This is a genomic window from Nocardia sp. NPDC049220 (assembly GCF_040647855.1).
Taxonomy (GTDB): Bacteria; Actinomycetota; Actinomycetes; order Mycobacteriales; family Mycobacteriaceae; genus Nocardia.
Map to the genome: position 1 here is coordinate 159,683 of NZ_JBEZDA010000010.1, position 25,877 is coordinate 185,559.

At 66.0% G+C, this 25,877-nt stretch carries 24 protein-coding genes; 16 read left to right on the forward strand and 8 right to left on the reverse strand.

The window, feature by feature from the left end; all coding sequences use genetic code 11:
- Positions 1 to 29: 29 nt before the first annotated feature.
- The 4 genes from AB0C34_RS21620 to AB0C34_RS21635 all read right to left on the reverse strand — a co-directional run bounded on the left by AB0C34_RS21620 (position 30) and on the right by AB0C34_RS21635 (position 2,060).
- On the reverse strand, positions 30 to 332 hold the full coding sequence (locus AB0C34_RS21620) for a putative quinol monooxygenase (protein ID WP_357075692.1): 303 nt from the start codon (positions 330 to 332) through the stop codon (positions 30 to 32).
- Between the two features lie 64 nt (positions 333 to 396).
- The gene (locus AB0C34_RS21625) at positions 397 to 1,056 is read right to left on the reverse strand and encodes an SDR family oxidoreductase (RefSeq protein WP_357075695.1); all 660 of its coding nucleotides are present in this window, start codon (positions 1,054 to 1,056) and stop codon (positions 397 to 399) included.
- A 33-nt stretch (positions 1,057 to 1,089) separates the two neighbouring features.
- On the reverse strand, positions 1,090 to 1,422 hold the full coding sequence (locus AB0C34_RS21630; RefSeq protein WP_357075698.1) for a DUF2599 domain-containing protein: 333 nt from the start codon (positions 1,420 to 1,422) through the stop codon (positions 1,090 to 1,092).
- 398 nt (positions 1,423 to 1,820) lie between these two features.
- Entirely contained in the window at positions 1,821 to 2,060 is a 240-nt protein-coding gene (locus AB0C34_RS21635; protein WP_357075700.1) for a hypothetical protein, read from the reverse strand.
- A gap of 343 nt (positions 2,061 to 2,403) precedes the next feature.
- Here AB0C34_RS21635 and AB0C34_RS21640 point away from each other — a divergent pair, with 343 nt between their 5' ends.
- The 7 genes from AB0C34_RS21640 (at position 2,404) to AB0C34_RS21670 (ending at position 9,918) form a co-directional block, all read left to right on the forward strand.
- Positions 2,404 to 3,579 carry a lipase family protein gene (locus AB0C34_RS21640; RefSeq protein ID WP_357075886.1) on the forward strand — a complete coding sequence of 392 codons (1,176 nt, stop codon included), beginning with the start codon at positions 2,404 to 2,406 and terminating at the stop codon, positions 3,577 to 3,579.
- A gap of 237 nt (positions 3,580 to 3,816) precedes the next feature.
- Positions 3,817 to 5,214, forward strand: coding sequence for a lipase family protein (locus tag AB0C34_RS21645; RefSeq protein WP_357075703.1), 1,398 nt, complete (start codon positions 3,817 to 3,819; stop codon positions 5,212 to 5,214).
- Positions 5,215 to 5,417: 203 nt separating this feature from the next.
- Positions 5,418 to 6,482: a fused (3R)-hydroxyacyl-ACP dehydratase subunits HadA/HadB gene (locus AB0C34_RS21650; RefSeq protein WP_357075706.1), complete on the forward strand. Its 1,065-nt coding sequence runs from the start codon at positions 5,418 to 5,420 to the stop codon at positions 6,480 to 6,482.
- A 439-nt stretch (positions 6,483 to 6,921) separates the two neighbouring features.
- Positions 6,922 to 7,779, forward strand: coding sequence for a helix-turn-helix transcriptional regulator (locus tag AB0C34_RS21655; protein WP_357075889.1), 858 nt, complete (start codon positions 6,922 to 6,924; stop codon positions 7,777 to 7,779).
- 618 nt (positions 7,780 to 8,397) lie between these two features.
- Positions 8,398 to 8,550: a hypothetical protein gene (locus tag AB0C34_RS21660; protein ID WP_357075710.1), complete on the forward strand. Its 153-nt coding sequence runs from the start codon at positions 8,398 to 8,400 to the stop codon at positions 8,548 to 8,550.
- Positions 8,551 to 8,692: 142 nt separating this feature from the next.
- The gene (locus AB0C34_RS21665) at positions 8,693 to 9,343 is read left to right on the forward strand and encodes a helix-turn-helix domain-containing protein (RefSeq protein ID WP_357075713.1); all 651 of its coding nucleotides are present in this window, start codon (positions 8,693 to 8,695) and stop codon (positions 9,341 to 9,343) included.
- A complete protein-coding gene (locus tag AB0C34_RS21670; RefSeq protein WP_357075716.1) occupies positions 9,334 to 9,918 on the forward strand; it encodes a hypothetical protein in 585 nt (194 codons plus the stop codon). The genes AB0C34_RS21665 and AB0C34_RS21670 overlap by 10 nt, the downstream gene beginning before the upstream one ends.
- A gap of 191 nt (positions 9,919 to 10,109) precedes the next feature.
- On the opposite strand, the gene AB0C34_RS21675 is transcribed toward AB0C34_RS21670, so the two are convergent.
- A complete protein-coding gene (locus AB0C34_RS21675; RefSeq protein ID WP_357075719.1) occupies positions 10,110 to 11,660 on the reverse strand; it encodes an acyl-CoA carboxylase subunit beta in 1,551 nt (516 codons plus the stop codon).
- 217 nt (positions 11,661 to 11,877) lie between these two features.
- On the opposite strand from AB0C34_RS21675, the gene AB0C34_RS21680 reads away from it, so the two are divergent.
- Positions 11,878 to 12,918: an LLM class flavin-dependent oxidoreductase gene (locus AB0C34_RS21680; RefSeq protein ID WP_357075722.1), complete on the forward strand. Its 1,041-nt coding sequence runs from the start codon at positions 11,878 to 11,880 to the stop codon at positions 12,916 to 12,918.
- Between the two features lie 135 nt (positions 12,919 to 13,053).
- Here AB0C34_RS21680 and AB0C34_RS21685 read toward each other — a convergent pair whose 3' ends face one another.
- Positions 13,054 to 15,006: a VWA domain-containing protein gene (locus AB0C34_RS21685; protein ID WP_357075725.1), complete on the reverse strand. Its 1,953-nt coding sequence runs from the start codon at positions 15,004 to 15,006 to the stop codon at positions 13,054 to 13,056.
- Positions 15,007 to 15,037: 31 nt separating this feature from the next.
- Positions 15,038 to 16,432 (reverse strand): ATP-binding protein, encoded by a 1,395-nt coding sequence (locus tag AB0C34_RS21690; RefSeq protein WP_357075728.1) that lies wholly within the window; start codon positions 16,430 to 16,432, stop codon positions 15,038 to 15,040.
- Positions 16,433 to 16,649: 217 nt separating this feature from the next.
- On the opposite strand from AB0C34_RS21690, the gene AB0C34_RS21695 reads away from it, so the two are divergent.
- From AB0C34_RS21695 to AB0C34_RS21725, 7 genes are all read left to right on the forward strand, one after another.
- The gene (locus AB0C34_RS21695; protein ID WP_357075731.1) at positions 16,650 to 17,591 is read left to right on the forward strand and encodes an aminoglycoside phosphotransferase family protein; all 942 of its coding nucleotides are present in this window, start codon (positions 16,650 to 16,652) and stop codon (positions 17,589 to 17,591) included.
- Positions 17,592 to 18,119: 528 nt separating this feature from the next.
- Positions 18,120 to 18,446, forward strand: coding sequence for a hypothetical protein (locus AB0C34_RS21700; RefSeq protein WP_357075734.1), 327 nt, complete (start codon positions 18,120 to 18,122; stop codon positions 18,444 to 18,446).
- Positions 18,447 to 18,577: 131 nt separating this feature from the next.
- Positions 18,578 to 19,321 carry a beta-phosphoglucomutase family hydrolase gene (locus AB0C34_RS21705; protein ID WP_357075737.1) on the forward strand — a complete coding sequence of 248 codons (744 nt, stop codon included), beginning with the start codon at positions 18,578 to 18,580 and terminating at the stop codon, positions 19,319 to 19,321.
- Complete coding sequence (locus tag AB0C34_RS21710) at positions 19,318 to 21,678, forward strand: glycosyl hydrolase family 65 protein (protein ID WP_357075741.1); 2,361 nt, start codon at positions 19,318 to 19,320, stop codon at positions 21,676 to 21,678. The genes AB0C34_RS21705 and AB0C34_RS21710 overlap by 4 nt, the downstream gene beginning before the upstream one ends.
- A gap of 307 nt (positions 21,679 to 21,985) precedes the next feature.
- A complete protein-coding gene (locus AB0C34_RS21715; protein ID WP_357075744.1) occupies positions 21,986 to 22,285 on the forward strand; it encodes an NAD(P)-binding domain-containing protein in 300 nt (99 codons plus the stop codon).
- A 31-nt stretch (positions 22,286 to 22,316) separates the two neighbouring features.
- Positions 22,317 to 22,589, forward strand: a complete 273-nt coding sequence (locus tag AB0C34_RS21720; protein ID WP_357075747.1) for an NAD-binding protein — start codon at positions 22,317 to 22,319, stop codon at positions 22,587 to 22,589.
- A 41-nt stretch (positions 22,590 to 22,630) separates the two neighbouring features.
- Positions 22,631 to 23,056, forward strand: a complete 426-nt coding sequence (locus AB0C34_RS21725) for a response regulator transcription factor (RefSeq protein ID WP_357075750.1) — start codon at positions 22,631 to 22,633, stop codon at positions 23,054 to 23,056.
- On the opposite strand, the gene AB0C34_RS21730 is transcribed toward AB0C34_RS21725, so the two are convergent.
- On the reverse strand, positions 23,034 to 23,762 hold the full coding sequence (locus AB0C34_RS21730) for a response regulator transcription factor (RefSeq protein WP_357075753.1): 729 nt from the start codon (positions 23,760 to 23,762) through the stop codon (positions 23,034 to 23,036). The two genes, AB0C34_RS21725 and AB0C34_RS21730, sit on opposite strands and share 23 nt — an antisense overlap.
- A 463-nt stretch (positions 23,763 to 24,225) precedes the next feature.
- Between AB0C34_RS21730 and AB0C34_RS21735 the strand changes: the two genes are divergently transcribed.
- Positions 24,226 to 25,506 (forward strand): hypothetical protein, encoded by a 1,281-nt coding sequence (locus tag AB0C34_RS21735; protein ID WP_357075756.1) that lies wholly within the window; start codon positions 24,226 to 24,228, stop codon positions 25,504 to 25,506.
- Positions 25,507 to 25,877 lie beyond the last annotated feature (371 nt).

Genomic DNA, 25,877 nt, shown 5'->3' on the forward strand with positions numbered 1-25,877 from the left:
TTGCGGACGCACTGCTCGCGAGCGTGCTTTCATTCGCGCCCGAATAGCACGTCCGTGCTGTAATCGATCTGCGTACCCGGCTCTACGAATTGATCCGCCGCGGCATGCCAGGTCAGGAAATGTTCGGTGAAGCGATGCGCTTCCGCTGCCTCGTCATCGGTGTACAACTGGTAGAGGAAGAACCGGTGCGGGTCGACCCGATCTGCGCAGATGTCGAAGCGCAGGCATCCAGGCTCGGTCCGGACCGCGGCATCCGCGCTCCGGGAGATGGCCGCGAGGAATTCCGCGCGCGAGCCGGGGCGGATCTTCATCGAGACGATACGACTGAACACGGGTCGTTCTCCCATCGTGATGGTGGCGTCGAGCGGCACGGGCGGCAGTGGTGTTCGCTTCCGCTCAATCGGACAGCTGCGCAATTGCCTGGCTAATTGGAGTGCTTCCGGACACGAGTTCCACTGTCATGCCGAAAGTGTGTGCCGCGGGCAGCAGCGCGGTCAGAACGGCGGCCACATCGGCGCGCGGTACGTCGCCGCGGCCGACCGGGGGAGGGGCCAGTGTCACCAGTCCGGTGCCGGCCGTGTCGATCAGACGACCCGGCCGCAGGATCGTCCAGTTCAGATTCCGTGCCCGCAGGTCGTTCTCGGCCTGGGTCTTCGCGTCGATGTAGGCCGCCCACACCTTGTCGCTGCCCCGCGCGGGCGGCTGGCCGGCGCCCATGGTGGAGATCTGCAGGAAACGCTGTGTCCCCACCTGCTCGGCGGCCTCGGCCAACCGCACCGAACCACCCGAGTCCACGGTGTACTTGCGGGCCACGCCGCTGCCCTGTCCGGCCCCGGCCGCGAAGACCACAGCATCGGAGCCCGTGACGACGGCGAGGAGTCTGTCGGTCGCGGTGTTCTCCACGTCGAACAGGATCGGTTCGGCGCCTGCTGCCCGTACGTCGGCGGCATGCTCGGGATTGCGAATGAGTGCGGCGACCTCGTCACCGGCAGAAGTGAGCGATCGGGCGAGGAGTAGTGCGATCTTCCCGTGTCCGCCTGCGATGACGACGCGCATCAGTCGGTCCTTCCGGTCGGGCGGTCGCCGTACTCAGCGTTCGGGACCACCGGGATTGCAGCGTGCTTCGACGGTGGCCTGGTAGCCGACCGCCGGACGCCACGGTTCCAGATTCCAGCTGGACTTGGTCGGCTGCACCAGCCGTGCCCAGGCCCAATGACAGAGGAACTGGTCGTGCATGCCGGGGGTGTCGGCATCCGCCGATTGTGCGACTACCTCTCGCCAGGCGCGTATGTCCGAGTTCGGGAAGGTGGTCTGGCGCCCGGCGGAACTGGGAAACACGAGCAGCCTCGGTCCGTCGATCGCCTCGGTCCAAGTGACGTGGTCGATCAGCGGCAGTTCCGCATAAGGGTCGACGGAAGGCACTGCCTCCATCGGAGTGGACGCCGGGGACGTCGACGTACTCCGCGTTGATGCGGCCGTGGCCGAGCTTGCCGTTGTGTGATCAGCGGCGGAAGGCTGGTCGAAACCGCAAGCGACGCAGGGCACGGACAGTAGCGCGAGGGACAACCAAGCGGCGGCGCGGTGCCGTAGGCCACCCCCGTGCGGGTACCGCTGTGCCACTGTCGAACCTCCTGTGTTCTCCTCGGCACCGCTGTGTGCCCCTCGAGCCTAGCGAGCACGGGCGGCCCCGGCGAGGATCGGGGTACCGAGTGTGACGGCTTGACGGCACCGAGTTCCGGAGGAGATAGTCATTAGGCGCTTACCTACGGACCATGGCGCGGGAGCGACGGCGGTCGAGCAGGAGCGTGAACCCGCCGTACTCAGTGCCAGAGCGACCGGCAGGGGAGCCTGCGCAGGTCGGGACGCACCAGGGCGTCCACGCTGACGGACAGGCCGGCATGCACGGCGGCGGCGGTGAACTCACCGGCCTCGGTTCGAGTGGCCGCGTACTCGAGAACGAGCGCATCGCGGGGGGTGGGCCCATCGAAGTAGACGGTGATCCGCTGGGTCGGCGCCTCGGTGTCGTCGCAGTCGGCGGGTATGTGCGTAGTGCCGTCCATGCCACCGTCTCCTTCCGGACCAGCGCCACACCGCGCCGTTGGCACTGACGGTAAGTGCCCACCATTGCTGAGAACATGTTCCAGGTTGTCGGCTGGAAATGTGACAGAACGGGCGCGCGGCGGTGGGGTAGAGTCGCGACCGAGGACGCCCTGGGAACACAGGCATGTCCCCGAAACTTGTGAATTGTCAACATGTTCGCGCCGGCAGCTGCCTTGTCCGTGGGATGTTGTCGAGGATCAGCACTGCGTTGGATCGTTCAGGAGGCATACGTCGATGAGTCAGGGCCCACGTTCGATGGGGAAGGGAGTGCGACGACGGCGCCTCGCCCGCGCGTTCGGTGCGATGGCCACGGGCCTCGTGCTGGTCGCGAGTACGGCTGGAGCGGCGGTCGCCACGCCGCTGTATCCGACGCCGGATCCGGACCCTTTCTATGGGACACCCGCGGATATCGCCGACAAGAAGCCGGGCGATGTGATCGAAACCCGTGCCATGCCTGCCCTGATGATCTTTCCGGACACAACCGTCACCGTGGTCCGTTTCCGATCGACGAGTTCCGAGGGGCAGCCGATCGCGGCGACCACCACCGTGCTCACGCCGAAGCAGCATCGCAAGGACGGGCCGCTGCTGTCGTTCCAGCACATCATCAATGGGCTCGGCGCGGAGTGCTCGGTCTCCCGGGTGCTCTACACCGACAATCCGGACCTGATCGTGCGGGAGGCCCCCGGTTGGAACGTGCTGCTGTCTCGCGGCTGGAGCGTCGCTCTGCCCGACCACCTCGGCCCGAACTTCGCCTACGGCGCAGCCAAACTCGGCGGGCAGATCACCCTGGATGGCATCCGCGCGGTGAAGCAGGTCGCTGAGCTACAGGTGCAGCAGAGCCCCGTAGGGATGGTCGGGTACTCCGGTGGCGGCATGGCCACCGCCTGGGCGGCCGCTCTGCAACCGAAGTACGCGCCGGAACTGGACATCGCGGGCGCGGCGATGGGCGGTGTGCCGATGAACCTGGTGAAGATGCTCGAGACGCTCGGGCTGAATTCGCACCCGGTGTTCGGGCTCGCATTGGCCGCCGGTCTGGGCCTCGAGCGCGAGTATCCGGACCGTTTCCCGCTCAGTGACCAACTGAACGAGCGTGGACTCGCCGCCCGCGCGCAGATCGCCAACAGTTGCACCAATGACATCCTCGCGACGGGCGCCGGCCGCGGTGCACTGGACTTCGCCAAGACGACCTCGATGATCAATGACAACACCGCGCGCGCCGTGGTCGAGGAGAACAGCCTCGAACTCTATGACGGAGTGCCCGAGACTCCGGTGTTCGAATGGCATTCGCCCATCGACGGACTCATCCCGATCGACTCGGTGGTCGACACCGACAAGCGCTGGTGTGCGGCAGGCGCCAAGGTGCAGTCCGACCAGATTCCGGTGCCCGATCACCTGACGGCGGCGGTCCTCGGCATCCCGGCGGCACTGAACTGGTTGGATGCCCGTTTCCGAGGGGATGCCCCACCCAGCAACTGCTGATCGGCCGTAGGTGGCGGCAGCGACCGAGCGGAATCGGTTCTCTCCCCATCGGTCTCGACTCGGTTATCGCGAAATAGGTCTTCGACAGACACAATTCGGCCGCTTTTGGGTATCGAACTCGAGATGCTGGCGTAGCCTGACGTTCTGGCTCCGGAATGACAGGGGGCATTTCGGGGTCGAAGGCCACACCTCCGGGCGCCAGGCGAACCCGACGCCGCGCACGAAGAGGTCTGTGCCATGAGATTCTTACGTGTCATCGCTGTCACGCTGCTCGTCGTTTGTCCGGCATCGGCCGGACAGGCTGCCGCCGAGCCGCTGCCCGCTCCGCCGCTGCCCCCCGTGTCGGGCGCGTTCCCGCCGCCCGGCGGGCTGTTGCCCGGCCTACAACAACTCATCGACCAGGTGATCCCGCCGCCGCCGATCACCCCGAAATCGGCGTCGCCCACGCAACCGGACGCTGCGCTGTCGCCGCAGTTGGCGGCCTTACGCCAGGCCTCGCTGCCCGCGCCGATCGGCGATCCGATGTTCGACGCCTGGCCGGCCGATCTCGGCGAACTGGCCGAGGGGCAGGTCATTGCCTACCGCGACGTCAGCACGACGACCGCGCCGCTGATGCTGATGCCGATCCGGCGTGCCGTGTTGATGAAGTATCGGACCACCGATTCGCACGGCGCACCCTCGTACGCCACTGCGACACTGATTGTTCCGGCCGCGGCCTGGGCGGGCCCCGGCCCACGCCCGGTTGTGGTGAACAATCTCCCGATCGACGCGCTCGGCCGCACCTGCACCCCGGGGTACACCCTCGCGCACGGGCTCAACGCGGACACCAACTTCACCGACTTCGTGCCGCCGACTACCCATGTGGCAGCGCTGCGCGGGTACGCCGTGTTGATCCCGGATCATGAGGGGCCGTTGATGGCCTACGCCGAACCGGTCGTGGCCGGTCACGCGGTGCTCGACGCGATCAGAGCGGTCCGCGGCCTGTTTCCCGGCGAGTTCGGCGCGAGCAGGTTCGGCATCGCCGGGTACTCAGGTGGCGCCATCGCGACGCACGGCGCGGTGAAGCTGATCGCCAGCTACGCACCGGAGTTGGCGGATGCGATCGTCGGCGCGGCGCTGGGCGGCGTGCCTGCGGACTACGAGATCTTGGCCCGAAGCATGAACGGCAACCTCGCCTCCGCGGTCTTCATGAGCGCCGTCTTCGGGATCGGCCGGGAGCGCCCGGAGATCCTGGCCAGGATGAACAACCTTGCCCAGTGGGTGGCGACGTCGCGGCTGAAGGACTTCTGTGGCAGCAGCTACGGACTGGTCGGAGTGCTGATGTTGCCCATCGATATCGCGGCGAACATCCCGGATCCGTTGCACTCGGATTTGGCTGTAGACATCTACCGAGTGACCGGGATGGCCGACATGAAGTCGGCGACTCCGTTGTACATATACAACGGTGAGCAGGAGTTCTGGATTCCCGCCGAGGGCGCGCGTAATCTGTATCGCGAGCAGTGCCGCCTCGGCGTACCCGCGGTCTACCGCAGTGTGCTCGGCGAGCACGTCATCGCGGCGGTACTCGGCTATCCGGAGGCGATGATCTGGCTGGATGAGCGGCTGCGCGGCGCGCCGGCACCCAATGAGTGCTGACAGCACGTTGATCGAGCCTCCGGGCTGCAGGATCCGCCGGTACGAAGTGCCCCGCCCACCGTGGTCCAGCACCCCAGCTGATATATCTGGCGGTTGGTTTGTCGTGATGTCCAGATCCAAGATCAGCGCTGTGCGGCACGTCCGCCGTTCCGGTACGGTGGGCCGGTCCGGGCGGGGCGACGCCGGGTTCGCGAAAGAGGCACATGAACGACATTTCGATCTCCGCGTCCGAGCAGGCCAAGGCGCTGGTGGGGCGGAGTTTTCGCATGACCGATCACTACGAGGTGGGACGGGAGAAGATACGCGAGTTTGCGCGGGCCCTGCAGGACGGCCATCCGGCGCACCGACAGGAGGGCGCCGCAGCGGATTTGGGATTCGACGGACTGATCGCGCCGGTGACCTTCTCCTCGATTGTCCTGATGCTGATGCAGCGCAAGATGTTCGAGCACATGCTGACCGGTTATGGCCTCGGGCAGGTGCTGCAGACCGAGCAGTCCATCCGGGTGTATCGGCAGATCGTCGCGGGTGACCAACTGCGCTGTGACTCGTATATCGAGTCGTTTCGGCAGTTCGGTGACAAAGACTTCATGGTGACCAAGAACGTGCTCAGCAACCAGCACAAGGAAGTGCTGCAGATTGCGCACACCACGGCGGTGGCGCAGACCGGGGCGGATATCGCGACCGACCTACGCGCGGTGGTCGATGGTGTGATCATGACCGGGCAGTCGGCCGCCGGCCGATCCGATGTGGCGGGCACACGGGCGGGGAACCAGGATATGGGTTTGGTCGAGTGTATCGACGAACTGGCCCAACTCGATTCGGAGCCAGAGCACAGGACTCCTCGGACCGGGCCCACTTTCGAGGAACTGACGGTCGGCATGGAAATCGCTCCGCGCACCGTCGCGCTCACCCGTGGTGATCTGGTGAATTATGCCGGGGTGTCCGGAGATACGAATCCAATTCACTTCAGCGACCTCGTCGCACGCAGCGCGGGCTTGCCCGACGTGGTGTCGCACGGACTGCTGACGATGGGGCTCGGTGCCGGGTACCTCTCGTCGTGGCTGGGCGATCCGGCCGCCATATCGGACTACGGAGTGCGGTTCGCCGGGTTTGCCCCGGTTCCGTCTATCGAGGCCAGCGCGATCGAATTCCGTGGCCGTGTCAAGGAGTTGGACCCGGTACGCCGATCCGCCACCATAGCGCTGAGTGCGACGTGCGACAGGCGCAAGCTTTTCGGCCGCGCGACGGCGGTCGTGCTGCTGCGCTGAGTGATGCGGCGGAGTTGCCGCTTCCGGCTCGGTGCGCACGCGCGGGCTGCGGCACGACAGCGCCGGGTCGCAAATGTTGGCTGATCCGCAGTCTCGCGGATGTGCCGGGCGAATGCGCTCCGTGCGACTCCTCCCATGCCACTTGATGGCGCTTGACCTCTCGATGGCATTACCGACGGCAACGAGCGGTGATCGGTCAGGTCGCAGATCGGGTGCGCACCAGCCGATTCCAGTTCTCGCACGACGGTGGCGTGGGCGCGAAACTTCCTGGGATGCCGGCGGATACCCGTTCGGTTTTGACCGAGCAGCGTTGGTGCTGGAGTGCGGAGGGTACCCGTGCAAGACTCGAGGTATGCGTGCTTCGGTAATGCGACATCGAAACGGAATCATCGCTCGCACAACGACTCCGGTCGGAGATGGTGGGCCGACTGTCCTGCGGATGATGCTCGGTGGTCGGATGCGGAGATTGCGGGAGGTTTGTGGGATATCGCTCGAGGAGGCGGGGGAGGCGATCCGTGGTTCGCATTCCAAGATCAGCAGGCTCGAGCTGGGGCGGACCGGATTCCGGGAACGTGATCTGGTCGACCTGCTCGATCTCTACGGGGTCACCGACGGCGACGAACGTGCCGAGTTCAGGCACCTGGCCGAGCAGGCCAATACCTCGGGCTGGTGGCATCGCGACACCGACTGGCTGCCGAAATGGTTCGACACCTACCTGGGGCTGGAACAGGGCGCACAGTTGATCCGGTGTTACGAGCCGAGGGTGGTTCCCGAGTTGCTGCAGACCGCGGACTACGCTCGCGCGCTGCTGACCCTCGCCCATCCGCAAGAGGATGGGGAGTCGATCGAACGACGGGTGTCGCTGCGGATGCGCCGCCAGGAAATCCTGACCCGGCCGGATCCGCCCCAGTTGTGGCTGATCGTCGAGGAAGCGGCGCTCCGTCGTCGGATCGGCGGATCGCAAGTGTGGCTCGCGCAGCTGGAGCGGGTGCTGAGCGCCGCGGAGCCACCGAATGTCACTGTGCAGGTGCTCGCCGACCACGTCGGCGGGCCCGCACTCGCCGATGGCGCGTTCACCATACTCCGCTTCGGCGAGTCGGATCTGCCCGACATCGTCTATCTCCAGCAGCTGACCGGCGCGTTGTACCTGGACAAGCAGGCTGATCTGGCCGCTTACCGCGCTGTCGCGAACGTCCTGTCGGTACATGCCGCGCCGCCCGAGTACACCACCGAGCTCGTCGCGGCGCTGCGCGAAAGCGTTCCGCCGACTCTGGATCAGCCATCGGGTGTCAGCTAGCGACGCGGAGCGGCGAGGTCGATGCGGGCGGAGCCCGTTCGATCGTCGTCGGAATGTTCTCTGGCGGCGCCGAGCCGTTCGACGGCGCGGGTCGAGGCTTGTGGCGTTGACTACGGCTTTCGACTCACTGGACACCACATGTCGTGCAACGGCGAGTGAAGCGGCGGTGGCGCCGGGTGGATTCGCTACGTGTTACGGCTGGTCGGCCGAGGCGGCCGGGTAGGCAGCAGTTTCACCTCGCAGGTGACAAGCCTGGCTCCGGATGAAACCGGTCGGTGCGGAGCTTGCTCTATCTTGCGCCAGCAGATATTCGCGCGGCGAAAGCGTCGACCAGCTGACGGCATTCGATCATGCTGTCGCGACCGCCGCCGACGACCTGCCCGCGCGAGCCTGACGAATGTGCCCGGTGATCATCGCGAGTGGCCGGTCGGTCGTTTTCGAGGCGCTGGCGATGCGGCAAGCCCGACGATCTGCTAGTGCGAAGCGTGCGCCGGATGCTCGAGCGCTCGCGTCGCCATACTCCTGGCCATGGCGTTCACGGCAGCCTCGATCCGCCGTGTACAGCCGGAGAACCTGCCAGTGCCAACGTGTCCTGGGCCGACGGACATGGTCACGATCATGCTGAGACCTCGCGGCGTCATCTGCCCGAGTTCGACTTCGCGGCGCCATCTGGACCCGCTCGACGAGATTGTTCGGATCCGTCCGCAGACCTCCGCCCGTGCCCTGGGCAGACCGGCGGTGGATTCGTTGGGTCTGAAAGTGGGCATCTGATAACAGAGATGGATACTCATGCCCTCGCACGCTGCGGTGCATTGAGCGGGGTCGCACTTACCCTGGCGGCGCCCGCTGTGTCCTGCTCGCACACAATGGCGAAGTATTGTCCCAATGGGACAATTGGGGGTAAACTACCCATATGAGCGACGATGGCGTCGATCTGGACGGCCGAAGGCTACGCACTCGGCGTAGCCGTGAGGCATTGTCGCGCGCCGCCTTCGATCTACTCGCCGAACGGGGGCTGGGCGCGGTCGCCGTCGAAGATGTCGCGGTGCGTGCCGGCGTCACGCGCCGCACCTTCAGCAGGCATTTCGCCTCCATCGAGGAAGCGATTCTCGGTGACGTCGACCAAGACGTGCATCTACTCAATGAGGCGTTGTGCCGACGCCCGGCGGGCGAACCGCCGCTGGTCGCCTATCGCAACTCTGTGCACGACTGGCTGGTCACCGAATACAGCGGGTCTCGTGCGGCCCGGCTGGCGCGACGCTGGGAGCTGTTCCAGCGTTTCGAGGACGAGCCCGAGTTGTTCGCCGGCTATCAACGTATACGCATCGACGGCCAACGTGAATCGGTACGAATCATCGCGGCACGGTTGGGCGTGGACCCGCTGACGGACCCACGCCCAGCCGCTGCCGTGGGCGCCGGGGCGGGCTTGCTGCTCGCCGCGTTGCAGACCTGGGCGGCCGGCTCGGACCCGATGGGATTGGCCGCCCTTGTCGAAGAGTTTTTCGACACCCTTGTCACTCTCACTACCGAATTCCGGAACGAGGAGTCACCGTCATGCCTATAGGGTCGGTGAACATGTACCGCCGGACGTGCCGACGCGTCGGGCTGGACCGTAATCCTCTGCGGCGCAGGGAAGACCGCTGGCAGACCGGGGTAGCCGCCTTCCTCGTGTTGGTGTTCTTGCTTGTCGCGCCAGTGCTCGCCTACGCGGTCGGCGGTCAGGTGTATCGCGTGGAAACATCGGCGGTGCAAGCCGAAACGGCGCGCCTGCACCAGGTCGATGCCACTGTGGTCGAGACCGGCAAGACACCGCTGTACGCGCCGATCATGCCGGCCCGGGTGTCGTGGAAGGATGCCGACGGAGTGGTACGCACCGGCGACTATCAATCAACCACCGTCGTCGAGCCGGGTTCCACCGTGTCGATCTGGTTGAACAAGAGCGGCGCTATCGTCGAGCCGCCGTCGTCCGCCCAGGCGGCCAGCAAAGCGGTGCTGCTCACCTCGGGCGCGCTGCTCGGTGTCCTCGGTGTCCTCGCGGGCTGCTACCTGTTGCTGCGGCGCGGCCTGGATCGGCGTCGTCTGCACAACTGGGAATCGGAATGGGTTACCGCCGACCTGACCTGGGGCAACCGTGGCTGAGCCCCAGCGCTGCGGGCGGCCGCGCGGCGTTGACACCGGCTGCGTATTCGGTCACACCTGACGAGCGACGAGCCGAATACGGCCGCGGCACCGGCACAATGGCGCTGCTTGCGCACCGATCACCGGACAGTCGACGACATGCCGGTTCTGTGGGGTGTCGTGGCCTGACCGCGCGTTACCGCGGGACCGGATCACACCGGGAAAAGGCTATGTTTGCGGGGGTTGGGTTCGGCGCTCGCTGCCTTGTCGCGCAGCAGCCGCAGCGCATGCCGGATCTCGAGCCGGGTCCGCGACGGCTCGATCACCGCGTCGATGTATCCGCGCTCAGCCGCGATCCAAGGCGTGGCGACGGTCGAGTTGTACTGATCGATCATGAAGTCCCGCACCGTTCCGCGCTGCTCGGCGGGCAGCTGGGCGAGCTGGCGCTTGCCGATGATGCTGACAGCGCTTTCCGCTCCCATGACCGCGATCCGTGCGGAGGGCCAGGCGAGGCTGATATCGGCGCCCAACTGCTTGCAGCCCATCACCGCGTAGCCGCCGCCGTATGCTTTGCGCACCACCACGGTCACGATTGGGACGGTCGCCTCGATCACCGCGCGGAAGAACCGGCCGCCGCGCTTGATCACGCCGCTGCGCTCCTCTTCGACGCCCGGCAGCACGCCGGGGGTATCCACGACAAAGATGAGCGGCAGCCCGAAGACATTGCACAGCCGGATGAAGTGCGTTGCCTTGTCCGAACATTTGGCATCGATAGCGCCACCCAGGGCCAACGGCTGATTCGCGATCACGCCGACACTACGCCCATCCACCCTGGCGAAACCGGTGATCAGATTCTGTGCGGTGACCGCGCTGATCTCATGGAACTCGCCGTCGTCGAACAGGCGCAGCAGAATCTCGTGCATGTCGTAGCCCTCCCGGTCCGAGTCCGGGATGATCGAGTCCAGCTCCAGATCGTGCGGCGTGATCGTCGGCTCGAGTCCAGGGTTGACGAGGGGTCCCTGTTCCAGGCAACTCGACGGCAGATAGCTCAAGTATTTTCTCGCCCAATCGAACGCGTCCTGTTCGGTGGCCGCGACATGGTGGATGGTGCCGTTGGCTGCCTGCACCTGCGCTCCGCCGAGTTCCTCCATGGTCACTTCTTCGCCGGTGACCTCTTTGATCACCTCCGGTCCGGTGACGAACATGTACGACGTCTCGGTCGCGATGAGAATGTCGGTGTTGACCGGAGCGTAGACCGCCCCCGCCGCGCACTTGCCCAGCATGATCGACACTTGCGGCACGAAGCCGGACAGCTGTTCTTGGCGCCGGCTCATCAGCGCATACCAGGCCAGTGAGGCGACCGCGTCTTGGATGCGGGCTCCACCGGAATCGTTGATCGCGACCACCGGGCAGGCGTTGGTCGTGGCGAAATCCAGCGCCTTGGCGACCTTGCGGCCGAACATCTCGCCGACGGAGCCGCCGAAGACGGTCTGGTCGTGCGCGATCACGACGACGGGCCTGCCGTCGATGTGGCCGCGGCCGGTGACCACGCCGTCGCCGTACATGGCGCCGGGTGTAGCGGGCTGGCGTACCAGCGCGCCGATCTCAACGAAGCTGCCGGGGTCGAGCAGTGCGCGCACCCGTTCGCGCGCGCTCGGTATGCCCTTGCTCTGGCGTTTCGCGATGCCGGACGCACCGGCGGGTTCCTCGGCGAGCTCCAGAATTGCCCGCAGCTCATCCAGCTTTTCTCGCGTACCGCTCATGTGTGGTATTCGCCCTTCGAACCTTGCCGCGTCACCGTATGGGCGCGGCGCTCGATGCTATCGGTGGTGAGATCTGCTGCACAGGTGGTCGGACGATCTCATGGCAGCTGACAGGGTTCCACAACGCGCACGTGATCTAGCACACGGGGCTGTCCAGCACAGCGTAGCTGGACTGGGCCCCGCGGAATCAGCGTGGCCCCCCGGTGTTGTCATCGGTATGACTTCCGCACTCGGTTCGGTCCGATTCTCTGTCCTCGATCGCTCGCGGGTGCGGCGTGGCCAGAGCCACCCTGCGGCGCTGCGGGAGACGGTCGAATTCGCGCGGCTCGCCGAGGAGTGGGGTTACCACCGGTTCTGGGTGTCCGAGCACCACAGCGTGCCCGGGGTGGCCGGTTCGGCGCCCATGGTGCTCGCCGCCGCCGTCGCGGCGGCGACCACGCGGATCCGGATCGGTACCGGGGGGGTCATGTTGCCCAACCATCAGCCGCTCGTAGTGGCCGAACAGTTCGGTGTGCTGGAGTCGCTCTATCCGGGACGTGTCGACATGGGCATCGGCCGATCGGTGGGGTTCACCGACGGCGTCCGCAGGGCGTTGGGGCACGACAAGGGCGATGCCGAAGATTTCGACGCGCAACTGACCGAGTTGCTGTCGTACTTCGCCCACGGCAGGCAGAGCGTGCACGCGTGGCCGACGGAGGGGCTGAACGTTCCGGCATACCTGCTAACGACCGGATCCGGCGCGCAGCGCGCGGCGCGATTCGGGCTGCCGTTGGTGATCGCCGCTGTGGGGGGCGAGGATCGGATGGTCGAGTCGATCGAGCGCTATCGTGCCGAGTTCCGGCCCGCGGCTCATGGTGCCGCGCCCTACGTCATTGTCTCGGGTTCGGTCGCCGTTGCCGACACCACACCGCAGGCGCGTCGACTGCTCGAACCGGAGGCATGGTCCACCGCGTACTCACGCACGCGGGGTGAGTTCCCACCCCTGATTTCGCCGTCCGAGATCGACGCGCTCACCATGACCGACCGGGAACGCCGGATCTTCGACGAAGCGCTGCGTGACCAGCTGTACGGTGCCGAGGACGAGGTCGCTATTCAACTGGAACGACTTGTGACCAGGACCGGTGCCGACGAGATCCTTGTCCACACCAGTACCTACGATCGCGCGGCGCGTCTGGATTCGCACCGCAGACTGGCACGCGTAGTCGGTCTGCCGCGCGATCGAGCCGATGCGCGGGATCGTCGTGGAGTTGCGGCTTGATCGGTGTACTACAACCGATATGGTTGCGGAACGCCACCATATCGGGTGGAGTCGCTACTGACCGGCGCACGTGGGGTGACACTCTTGACGCGGCGACACTCGGGGTCGTGGAACGGAACTTTCGGAGCGTTCTTTTCAGCCGCGCCTGCCGTGCAAATAGTCGCTGACCACCGCGGCGCCGAGACCGTCCAAGTCGGGCGCCACGACGCGGCCACCGCTGCGGCGGGCGACCAGGTCGACGAATGCCCGTAGTTCCGGGTCATCGCCGAGCATGTACACCGTCACCGTGGCGCCCAGTGTGGTCAGGGCATCGACCTGGGCCATCGTCACGGCCAAGGTGCGCGGTTCCGGGGGCCAGTTGAAGTACGCCGTGCCATCCGGCTCCAGGTGAGCTGTGGGCTCGCCATCGGTGACCACGAGTACGACGGGGACGGCATCCGGATGTCTGCGCAGGTGTCGTGCGGCCAGCAGCAGCGCGTGGTGCAGATTGGTGCCCTGTTCCCACACACCCTCCAGCGCGGTCAGTTCGCCGATGTCGACTGTCATGGCGTGCCGGCCGAACGTGATCACGCTGAGCGCGTCGGAGCGGAACCGGGTACCGATCAACTGGTGCAGCGCGAGAGCGGTGCGCTTCATCGGCACCCACCTGCCCTCCTGCACCATCGACCACGACGTATCGACACAGAGCGCCACCGCGGCTCTCGACCGCTGCTCGGTTTCCATGATCTCGACGTCGGACACGTCCAGTCGGACCCTGCGACTGCCCGTCGACGCCGAGCGCAGAACGGCGTTGCGTACGGTTCTCGGCACGTCCCACGGCTCGGTGTCGCCGAACTGCCACAACCGTGCGGCACCGGTCGGCTCGCCTGCCGCACCGGCCAATACCGTGTCCCGCTCGCCTCGCCGGGATCGCAACCGTCCGAAGACGGCACGCAGCGCCGTCTCGCCGAGCCGACGCAAAGCCTTGGGCGTCAACCGGAGCGAGCCGTCCTGTGCCCGTTCGAATATGCCTTGTCTGCGCAGTTCCCGCTCCAGTTCGGTGAGTCGGGTGGCATCAACGCCGGCGCTGTCGCCGAGGTGGCGGGCCAATGCCTCCAGATCGATGTCTTCGAGCCTGGCACCCGGATAGGACTGGCTGAGTTGCTCGGCTAGCGCGTCCAGTTCGGCGAGGTCCTGCATGGCCTGCGCGCCGTCACCGAGGCCCAGCGGGTTCTGGCCGCGGAACCGCTGCCCGGAGGTCCAGTCCTCGCCTGGGCGCAGCGCTTGCAGATTGGCATCGAGGGCGGCGATCTGCTGCGCGATGCGTGGATCGCCGAACGCCTGGCCGATCAGGTCGGCCAGTTCCGCTCGCTGCTCGGCGGACATCGAGTTGATCATGCGTCGCGCGGCGGCGGTACGGGTCGCGAGTGCGTCGATCAGCTCGTCGGTGTTGCTGGGATTCTCTGGAAAGAACGCTCCGTGCTCGGCCATGAAATCGGCGAATCGCTGCTCGGTATGCTCGCCCCGCGCATGCGCGGCGAGCAGGTCGTTCAGATCGGACATCATCTGCCCGACGCGTTCGATGTCCTCGGGCGTCGCGTTCTGCAGAACCTGTTTCATGCCCTGGAATCGGGAGTCCAGCAATTCTCGGCCGACCAGGTCTCTGATCTCCTGGTAGTTCTGCCTGCCGGTTTCGGATCGCCAGTGGTAGCCGGCGAGTTCGTTGACGGCAGCCGCGGTGCTCGCCGGCAATGCGTCCAACTGCGCCTCGGCGAATCTGGCGTCATCCGACGGGTCGGGGAACAGTGCGCCGCGCTCGGCCTCCACGGCCTCTTCCAGCAGTTCGCGGACCTGGTGCAACGTACCGTCGAGTTGGTGCTGCCCGGAGATCTCCGAGCGGCGCTGCCGCACCTGACGGGTCAACTCGTCGAGCCCGCGGGTATCGCGTGTGCCGCGCCGAAGCAGTTCCGCCAACGCGGCGCGAGGCGAACTGCCCTCCATCACATCGCGCCCGATCTGATCCAGCGCCTCCCGCAGGTCGAGTGGGGGCGCCAGGGGGTCGGGTCCATCGTGATAGGGCCCGTAGGAGTAGCGGTCGGGGGCGGTCACGATGATGCACCGGGACCAGGCGCTGCGGCGGTCACGAGCCGTACACCGCGATGCCGTCGTCGGTGTCCTTGGCGACCTGGCGGGCCAGGTAGAGAGCTTCCAGGGCGAACTCGACGGCGGACGCGATCCGGGCCGGCGGATCGGTGGCGCCGACGCCGAGCCGAGCAGCGACCTCGTGCAGGATGGGCAGTTCGGGCAGCGCGGATACAACATCCTTGCCTGGCACGCGTTCGCCGGTGGTGACCAGGTGTCCCTCGCTGACAACCTGGGCGAGCGGCCGCAGATTCAGCCCGCCGAGCAATTCCCGCGCGGTGTCGGAGAAGGACCGCCTCAGCAGGTGGGTGAGGTGTTCCTGCTCGCGTCCCTCCTCGCCGGATTCGAACTCCAGTTTGCCGCGCAACACCGCCGCCACGGATTCGAGGTCGACGGGGCGGGCGACCGCGGGACTCTCGCCGGTGAGCGCCGCCCTGCGGAGTGCGGCGGCGGCCACCGTTTCGGCGGCGGCGACTGCGAAGCGTGCGGACACACCGGATCGTTGGTCGATCGCGGACGATTCGCGTAGTCGCCGCACGAACCGCGCGAGTACCTCGATCAGTGGGTCGCCCACTTCGGCTACCAGGTCGGCCTCCTGGCGGACCAGGGCAACCTCGGCCGGGACGCTGAGCGGGTAGTGGGTGCGGATCTCCGCGCCGAACCGGTCTTTCAGCGGTGTGATGATCCGGCCGCGATTGGTGTAGTCCTCGGGGTTGGCGGTGGCAACGAGGAGCACGTCGAGGGGCAGGCGAAGGGTGTACCCACGAACCTGGATGTCGCGTTCTTCCATTACGTTCAGCAGCGCGACCTGGATGCGTTCGGCGAGGTCGGGGAGCTCGTTGATCGCGACGATGCCACGATGGGCGCGCGGCACGAGTCCGAAGTGGATGGTTTCGGGATCACCGAGACTGCGGCCCTCGGCCACTTTGACCGGGTCTACATCGCCGATCAGGTCACCGACGGAGGTGTCCGGCGTGGCCAGCTTTTCCGCGTAGCGTTCCGAGCGGTGCCGCCACGCAACGGGCAGGTCTTCGCCGAACTCCGCGGCCAGCCGGCGGCCGGCCGGGCTGATCGGGGCAAGCGGGTGCTCGCCCAGTTCCGCGCCCGCGATCACGGGCGTCCACTCATCGAGCAGGCCGATCATGGTGCGCAGCAGCCGGGTCTTACCCTGGCCACGCTCGCCCAAGAGTACGACGTCGTGGCCCGCGAGCAGCGCGCGCTCCAGTTGCGGTAGGACGGTCCGGTCGAAGCCGACGATGCCGGGCCACGGATCGCTGCCGGCACCCAACCGGGCCAGCAGGTTCTCGCGAATCTCGGTCTTCACACCGCGCGGCAGGTGGCCAGCCGTGCGTAACTCGCCCACAGTCGGCGGCAGGTGTTCTGGAACAGTCACGACTTCGACGCTACGTCCATCTGCCGACCAGGTCGACGTGAACCCTTCGACGAAACCTGCCGGAAAAAAGTTGACAAAGGTGTGCTGTGCGGCTGATAGCGGCTGGTCAGCGCATGATCCCCGAATCCACCGTCTTGCGGACGGCGGTGCCGGTCGTCGGCCAGGAACTATCCTGCGCCAGTGTGCCCGCCGGACTGTCACCGGGCAGGCTGGGCTGATGCCGATCACGCTGCCGCAAGACGTTGTCGACAGTATTCAGTACGTTTTCGGGGAACGCGGGGGCCGATGGCTCGCCGAGTTGCCCGCTGTCGTCAACGCACGATGCGACGCATGGGGATTGGAAGTGATCGGGGAGGGATTCTCGGGCGGCACGCATTCGTACGCGGCGGCGGTTCGACGTGGCGACGGGTCGGTGGCCGTGCTGAAAGTCCCGGTCGTGGACGAGGAGAACGTGGGGGAGCCGACCGGGCTGTTCTGTTATCGGGGCGAGGGAGCCATTCGACTGTACGAGTTCGATGCCGGGTCCGGGGCGATGCTGCTCGAATGGGCCCGACCGGGGACGGAACTGGTAAAGCAGCCCGGGTTTCCGAGTCTGGAGGGTCGGCCGGAGAACATCGCGAAGGTCGAACTCGCCTGCCGGTTGTACCGGCGGCTGCGGCGCGAACCTGTCGGCGTCCCGGACGAATATCCCGCGCTACCCGCGGTGCGCGACCTGGTTGCCGAGTGGACCTCTCTCTTCGTTGATCCGGTACCCGCTGTGGCGCAGGTCATCCCCGCGCCACTGCTGGAACGGGCTGTGGAATGGTGCGAAGAGTTGAAGGTTCCCGACGGACCGCTGCCGATCGTCAATCGGGACACGCATCTCGGCAATGTCCTTGCGGCCGAACGAGAGCCGTGGCTGCTGATCGATCCGAAGGCCTATTTCGGTGAAGCGGCCTTCGACGCGGGTTTCCTGGTGATGATCCAGGTGCAGTGTGCGCCAGGGCTGGAACATGCGCGCACGGTCGTCGAACGCACCGCGGCGTTGCTGGATGTCGACGCCGGTCGGGCCCGCGGCTGGGCGTTCATGCGCGCGATGGAGGAAATCGTCTGGGCCGACGCAGCCGAGGACCTGAGCGATCTACGGCTGCACTCGGCTGTCGCCGCGGCGCTGGCGTGATCTGGCGCGACGGTGCCCCTCGTATTCGCCAGGGAGGCCGTCGTTATCGAGGTGATCAGGTCGCCGAACTTCGAAATCATGTCGGCTGCGGGCGCGCCCCGCAGTCGCTGAAGCGTCAAGTCATCTGATCTGGCCGTGCGAGGAACGCGAGAACGTACTTACCGAGGGTTATCGGCTACGACCTGTGTGGCCTCGGCGACGGGCTCACTACCGCGCCCGGTGCTGAAACATATTCCGGCGCACCGTTATCCAATACTCTCCCGTACACTCGGCGCGGCTGTATACCACTAGCCGGTCGGCGGCCTGCGCTGCCTGGGAGGCGGACTCGAATGCTTGTGGTGCCGGACGGCGGGAATCACGTTTCGCTTACGGTTGTTTCGAGTGCCCAAAATGTTGACATCGCCCGTTGTCGACAGCATATGCTGTCAGTACCTGCCCGGCCCTGTCGACTCGATGCACCGACACCGCGAGAGCTGCAGGCATGCAGGCGATTTGACAATTCAGCAATGACCGTGCAAGGGAGTGTCGATGAGGGCGAAACCACCCGCGCTGGGTTATCTCCGCAAAGACGTGTCGGGTGTGTCTCAAGCATGGGACGAGGCGCAGATACGGAGTTTGGCGAAGCGGCTGGGCTACGAACTGGCCAAGACCGTGACCTTCGGCGCCGGTACCGACGAGCCGGTGGGTCGTCTGGTCGACGTCGTCCGGGACTTGGATGTCGATGCGGTGATCTCGCCGGGTTTGCGGCATTTCGACGATGCGGTACCGGATGAATTGGTGCAGGTGTGCGACCTGATCACGGTGACGCCGAAGAGCACCTTCTCGCGAACGGCGTTACCGCAGGTGTGGGCGTAGGTTTCGATCGCTTCTCCGGGGGCGATAACTCCGCGATCACGGGGGCGGGTGGGGTGGCGACGATGTTGTGCACTCGACGAGGTGATCGAGGAATATGGTGTTGATCTGTCAGCCGGAGTACCGTCGGTTCGGTGTTGGGCCTTCCGGACGAGGTGCGAGGTTGTCTCTTCGACCTTGATGGTGTGCTTACTCGAACGGCGACCATTCATGCGGCCGCCTGGAAGGAAATGTTCGACGACTACCTTCGCGGTCGGGCGGAGCAGGCGGACGTCGCGTTCCTTCCCTTTGACGCGGTCCAGGATTACGACGCCTACGTCGACGGCAAACCCCGGGCCGACGGGACACGGTCCTTTCTGGAGTCTCGTGGTGTCGAGTTGCCCGAGGGCACCGCGGCCGACCCGCCCGAAGCGGACACCGTGTACGGGTTGGGGGCGAGAAAGAACGAGATCGTCTTACGGATGATCCACCGCGACGGCGTCGAGGCGTACATCGGTTCGATGCGCTACGTCCGCGCGGTTCGCGATGCCGGGCTGGCTCGGGCGGTGGTGTCGTCGAGCACGAACTGCCGGGATGTACTCGCGGCGGCGGGTATGCAGGATCTGTTCGATGTGCGCATCGACGGAATCGTCGCCGAGCGTGACCACCTTCCCGGAAAACCCGCGCCGGACACCTATCTCGCCGGTGCGAGCGCATTGGAATTGGAGCCCGCTGAGGCCGCGGTGTTCGAGGACGCGCTCGCCGGCGTCGAGGCCGGGCATGCCGGAGGTTTCGGTCTCGTCGTCGGCGTCGATCGCGTCGGCCAGGCTGATGCGCTGCGCGCGCACGGGGCGGATGTCGTTATCGCCGATCTCGCCGAATTGTTCGATCACCGATGATTCTGAATCCGTGCTTCGCCGTCGAACCATGGTGCATCCGTGCGACCAGCCTCGACCTCGACGTGCTGGCCCAGACGGAGTCGGTATTCGCGTTGTCGAACGGGCACATCGGCTGGCGAGCGAACTTCGACGAGGGGGAACCCAGCGATCTGCCAGGGTCTTACCTGAACGGTGTCTGGGAACAACGCGCGTTGCCCTACGCCGAGGCGGGGTACGGCTACCCGGAGTCAGGGCAGACGGTCATCAACGTCACCAACGGCAAGTTGATTCGTCTGTTGGTGGACGACGAGCCCTTCGATGTTCGCTACGGTGAGTTGCACTCCCACGAATGGGTGCTCGACTTGCGGGCCGGGGTGCTGCGGCGCCGCGTCGAGTGGACTTCCCCGACCGGACGCACCATCCGGGTTTCGTCGGTCCGGCTGGTATCGCTGGTGCAGCGGTCGGTGGCGGCAGTGTCCTACGAGGTCGAGGTACTCAATGGTCCGGCCCGAATTGTCGTGCAATCCGAACTCGTCGCGAACGAACAATTGCCCGCGCCGAGCAAAGACCCGAGGGCGGCGGCGGCGCTGGCCGCGTCATTGCAGTCCGAGGCGCACTCCTGCCACGGCGAGTGGGCTGAATTGGTGCACCGCACGTTCGGCAGCGGACTGCGGGTGGGATGCGTCATGGATCATCTGGTGGAGGGGCCATCGGTGCAGTGTCGATCGGAGAGTTCCCCGGACCTTGCTCGGGTGACGATGACCGCGGAACTGCAGCCGGGACATTCGCTCCAGCTGGTCAAGTTCGTCGCCTATGGCTGGTCGAGTGCGCGGTCGCTGCCCGGAGTGCGCGCTCAGGTCGCTGCCGCGCTCACCGCCGCGACCACGACCGGATGGGCGGCCATGCTCGCCGAACAGCGCGCCTATCTGGACGATTTCTGGGATCGCGCCGACGTCGAGGTCGCTGGCGACACCGAGATTCAGCAGGCCGTCCGATTCGCCCTGTTCCACGTCTTGCAGGCAGGTGTCCGCGCTGAGGGCAAGGCGATTCCGGCGAAGGGTTTGACCGGCCCCGGATACAACGGCCATACCTTCTGGGACAGCGAAACGTTTGTGTTGCCCGTACTCACTTACACTTCGCCCGACGCGGCCAAGCACGCGCTGCGGTGGCGGCACTCCACGTTGCCCATGGCCCTCGAACGGGCCGCTCAACTGGGTTTGCGCGGGGCAGCATTCCCGTGGCGGACCATTGCCGGGGCGGAATGTTCCAGCTACTGGCCCGCGGGGACTGCCGCGTTCCATATCAGCGCCGACATCGCCGACGCGGTCATCCGCTACATCCGAGTCACCGGCGACGAGGGCTTCGAACGGACTGTGGGTATGGACCTTTTGGTGCAGACTGCCCGGTTGTGGCGGTCACTCGGGCATCACGACAGTGCGGGACAATTCCGGATCGACGGGGTGACCGGCCCGGACGAGTACAGCGCTGTAGCCGACAACAACGTCTACACCAATCTGATGGCGCAACAGAATCTGCATGCCGCGGCCGACACCGCCGGTCGTTACCCCGACCGGGCCCGCGAACTGGGCGTCGATGAGGAGGAAACGGCAGCCTGGCGCGACGCCGCGGAAGCGATGTTCGTTCCCTACGACGACGTGCTCGGGATCCATCCGCAGGCTGAGGGTTTCACCGAGCATCGGGACTGGGACTTCACGGGCACCGCGGCTGGGCAATACCCCTTGCTACTGCATTTCCCCTACTTCGACCTGTACCGGAAGAAGGTCACCAAACAAGCCGATCTCGTGCTCGCGATGTTTCTTCGCGGCGATGCGTTCACGAGTGCGCAAAAAGCCCGCAATTTCGACTACTACGAGCGGATCACAGTCCGTGACTCCTCCTTGTCGGCCTGCATCCAATCGGTGCTGGCCGCCGAGGTCGGCCATCTAGGCCTGGCACATGACTACCTCGGCGAGGCCGCGCTGATGGATCTGGACGACCTCGAGCACAACACCCGCGACGGTCTACATATCGCGTCGCTGGCCGGTACCTGGATCGCGCTGGTCTACGGCCTCGGCGGTATGCGCCATTACAGCGACGCGGCAATCACTTTCGCCCCGCGGCTTCCCGAAGGCATCACTCGACTCACGTTCAACGTCTTCCTCCGCGGCCAACGGTTGTGTGTCGATATCAGCCATGAACGCGCGCGCTACTCCGTTGTCGACGGCAAGCAACTGGAGATCGTGCATCACGGGCAGTCCGTCCAGATCAGTGCGGGCGAACCGGCCGTGCTGCCGATGCCGCTGATCCCGGTGCGACCGGCACCGGCACAGCCGCCGGGGCGCGAACCGGCACACCGCCACAGCACAGGCACCAACTGACTGCGGCCTGCCGGCCAGGCTGGAGCGGACTTTCCACAGGGGAGCGAACTGTGCTCTGGTCTCCGGTTCGAATTCATCGTCAGTGTCCACTGAGCGAGACATCGTTGGCGCCGACATGCCTGGTCGATCCATCGGCCCCATGATCGCGACTCGCCGACGAGCACCATGACGTGTCCCGTGGCGTGGGAGAGGATGGATGTGACGGCGGCGGGTGGTGTGGGTTGCCTCGTGCGGCGGGCGCGGCCGGGTGGCCCCAGTCGAGTGGTTCGCCGTCGACTGCCAGAGCTCCGAACGAGGACCAGCGATCATGGAGGGGGTCGGGATGGACATCGCGGTCTTGGGGATGGGGCGGATGGGTCAGGCGCTGGCGCGGCGTCTGCTGCGTGGTAGCCACCAGGTGGCGGTGTGGAACCGGACGAAGGGCGCAGCGCGGGACATCGTATCGGAGGGAGCCGTGGAAGCGCCGACCGTCACCGACGCCGTTGACGGGGTGGATGTCGTCGTCACCATGCTGTCCGACGACGCGGCGGTCAGGGCGGTCGCGCTGGGGGAATTGCGCTCCTCGATAGGTCCGACGACCAGCTACGCCGACTCACCGACTGCGTGACCTCCTCGGCACCGGGGCACTGGCACCCGGATTGCGGAACCGATTCGACAGCGTGCTGACCGGTTCCCACAGCGGGTGGTGGACCACAGTTCTCGCTGCCAAGGATGCGGGCTTGGCGCTCGCCATCGCCCACGCGGCCGACGTCGAATTGCCGATGGCGACGGCGGTACGGCACCTCTACACGACGGCGGCGTCGTCTGGCCTGAACGATGCCGACATCGCGGCCGTCACCGACCTCTACCGTTCGGCAACTCAGGCGCCGGGTCGAGCAGCCGACAGTTCGTCGACCGGAAGTTCCAGCTAGCAGTAATGCGTGCCGACCGCGCGCACGGCGAGACTGAGAGCATGGTGCACTGGGCCGGGTTGTTGCGCTGCTTCATTGTCGACGACAGCGTCCACTTCCTCGACGCTGCGCGAGAACTGCTCGAGCGAGAGGGGGTGACGGTCGTTGGCGTGGCCTCGACCAGCGCTGAGGCACTCGAAGGTGTCAAGGCGCTGCGGCCGGATGTGACGCTGGTCGATGTCGATCTCGGCGAGGAGAACGGGTTCGAACTGGCCGAACACCTGTACCGGGCCGGGTGGCCTGCGCCGTCAACGGTGATTTTGACCTCTACGCATGCCGAGCAGGATTTCGCTGACCTGATTGCGAAGAGCCCGGCGGTGGGCTTCTTACCGAAGTTCACGGTGTCGTCGGGTGCGATCCGCGAGCTGCTCACCGCCCATGGTGTCGGTCATCCCGACGATGGGCTCAGCGGGTGTCGAGGAACGTGACGACTGCGAGGACCCTGCGGTGATCGTCGCCGGTCTCGGGCAGATCCAGTTTGGTCAGAATGCTGCGCACGTGCTTCTCCACTGTGCCCTCGGTGACCCACAACCGTCGCGCGATTCCCGCGTTGGACCGTCCCTCCGCCATCAGCGCCAGGACCTCCCTTTCTCGCATGCTGAGGACCGCGAGGGGGTCCTCGTGCCGGCTGGCCGACACCAACTCCTGCACGAGAGCGGGGTCGACGACCGACGCCCCCTTGACGATTCGCTGAAGGGTGTCGACGAAATCTTCCACGTCAGTGACGCGGCTCTTGAGGAGGTAGCCGATCCGTCGGCCACTGGCCAGCAGCTCCATCGCGTCCTCGACGTCGGTGTATGCCGACAGCACCAGGATGCCGGTCTCCGGGAACTCGGCGCGGATCACCCGGGCGGCATCCAGCCCTTCGGTGGTGAAGGTTGGCGGCATCCGAATGTCGACCACCACGAGATCGGGAGCGCTGTCGTGGACCAGTCCCAGAAGTTGTGCCGCGTCTCCCGCCTGACCCACGACGTCGAACCCCGAACTTGCGAGTAAGCTCGCCACACCCTCGCGAAGCAGGATGTCGTCTTCGGCCAGAATCACCCGCAACCGAGTCGTCGGTGGACTCCCACTCTTTGTGCAGGTGGGCTCGATCTGGTCGTGAGTGTGATCACCACCGATGTGTGTGGACATGTCCATACCGTCGGAAGTCGAGCCGTCGCGGTGTCGGGAAAAATCGATCGGCGTCCGGGGCGAAGGCGGCACCGAGCACCTCCACCAGGATCTGATCAGGCCGCGCTGCGTCCGGTTCGAATTCAGCCATCATCGGCCCCGAACACCCCCTCTGCACCAAGCCCCATTTCGTCACCTCCGGACTGATCACTTCGAGCATACCGTCGCCTGCTGCGCACATCGGAGTCTTCATGACGCTGCATCCGGGTGAATGCGTCGCTGACCTCGCCTCGCTATTCGGCGGAGAATTCCGAGTTCATCGGCATTGCGACGGTCGAACGCACGGCGTCGCGGCGTAACTACCGCTGGCAGGTATTCGCCTGGGGTGCTGGCGGGCAACCCTGATGGCGGCCAACGTCGACGACAAATCCACGCGGCGAGACGACTCTGTAAGTACTGAACGGTAATTCTAAGGAGCATCGACATGGGCATACCTCGAAGGAGCATCGAAGTCCCTGTCCGCGCGGCAGCGAACACCGGCGGGGTGACCACTGCCCGGCATGCTCGCGGGATCTACGGCATCGAGGCGATGGCGGCATTTTTTCTGCTGTTCATCGTTTCGGCTGACGCAGGCAGCGGCAGCGTCGCTGTCTCGCTGGCGATCGGCGCGATTCTGATGGTGGTGCTCTATATCGGCAACGAGTTCTCCGGTGGCCGCGACAACCCGATGGCGAAATGGGCTGTCCTGCTGCGGCGTCCGGTGAGGAGGAGCGGTGTCGCCGGATGCTGGATTGCCCAGTTCGTGACCGGGCTCATCGCTGCCGCGATGAGACGCACGGTGGTGCATCGAAGGCAGGGCACGACCGTTGGCCTCACCAGGATGTGGGTTGGCGCCGACCCTCCGAGCGACGATAGCGATCGGCTGTCGCGGGACCGCAACCGGACGAACCGTCACTGCGAGATCGGGCATTCGGCGGTCGAGCACGGCGACCTTGTGCCTGCCATCAGCGCGACATCGCACGGCACGACTCCGGACGGAATGCCGCTGGGTCGGATGTTCGCGTACTCGGCTGGCCCCCGCGGCCGGATGGGAGCCGACCAGCACATGCACGGTCGCGAACTGGCGCACCTGGCGAGTTCCTATCGCTCGCCCAGGGCCGGTGCCCACCCGCACCTCGCCCTCACGGGTTGCCGCATGCTCCGGAACGTCTCCGGGAGTGTCGCGGTCGTGGGCGCGAACCACTCGCAGAGAGTGGCCACGTCGGCGGACAGCGCAGAACCCGGACGTGAACCGACCCCGCTGCTGGAACCGGATCAGCTGCTGGGGGCGATTTCTGGCAATCTGACCTGTGACTCGCAGCTGGTCGGGTGGGCGCGGGAGTTGGGTGACCTGCACGCAGCGCTGATCCCGGTGCATCTGGACCACTCACGGCGTCCCGCGGACTTCGACGGGGCCAGTATCCATGCCGACATCGCGAGGGTCGTCGCCGAGATCGATTCGTGGGCGCTCTTCCACGTTCCGCGAACCCGAACCGCGCGCAAGAACATCCATTCCCTGGGTGAGGTGATCAGCCATGTCGCGCACACATATGCCGTCGCGTGGTGGACGGTTCTCCATAGCGACGACGAGGACCTGCGGCACGAGGCGTGGTTCCACCTCGGCGAAGTCCAGGAGGGCTATGCGGAACTCGTCGACGAGATCAGAACGCGTCGCGTCCAACTTCCCTTGGGGTGGCGCGGAATACGGGGAATTCCGTCGACCTGACGGGGGAACGAACACGGCCAGAGGATTGCCCCGCCGCCGAATCATGTCGCGCCCGCTGTAGATGTCGGGTTGAGTTCGTGGCCCGCCGGGTGCCGTGACGACTCTGGGCGATCGGTGCGCAACGGTGGTCCGCCACCGTGGCGTTGCGACCAAAGGCAACGTCCCGACAGTGGACTAGGGCAAGTACATTCGGATCGGTAGCGCATTGGGTCGGGACGCCGACCTCGACGTAGTACAGCAACGGTCGTCGTCCGGTCGGTATCGGTTCGCCACCCTCGATCCATCCGCCGCCATTGATCGCGCCGTCGCGCAACGGTACATTGGATAGAGTGATGGTTCAGCACTCTTGGCGCACGCCTGTCCGTCACGAA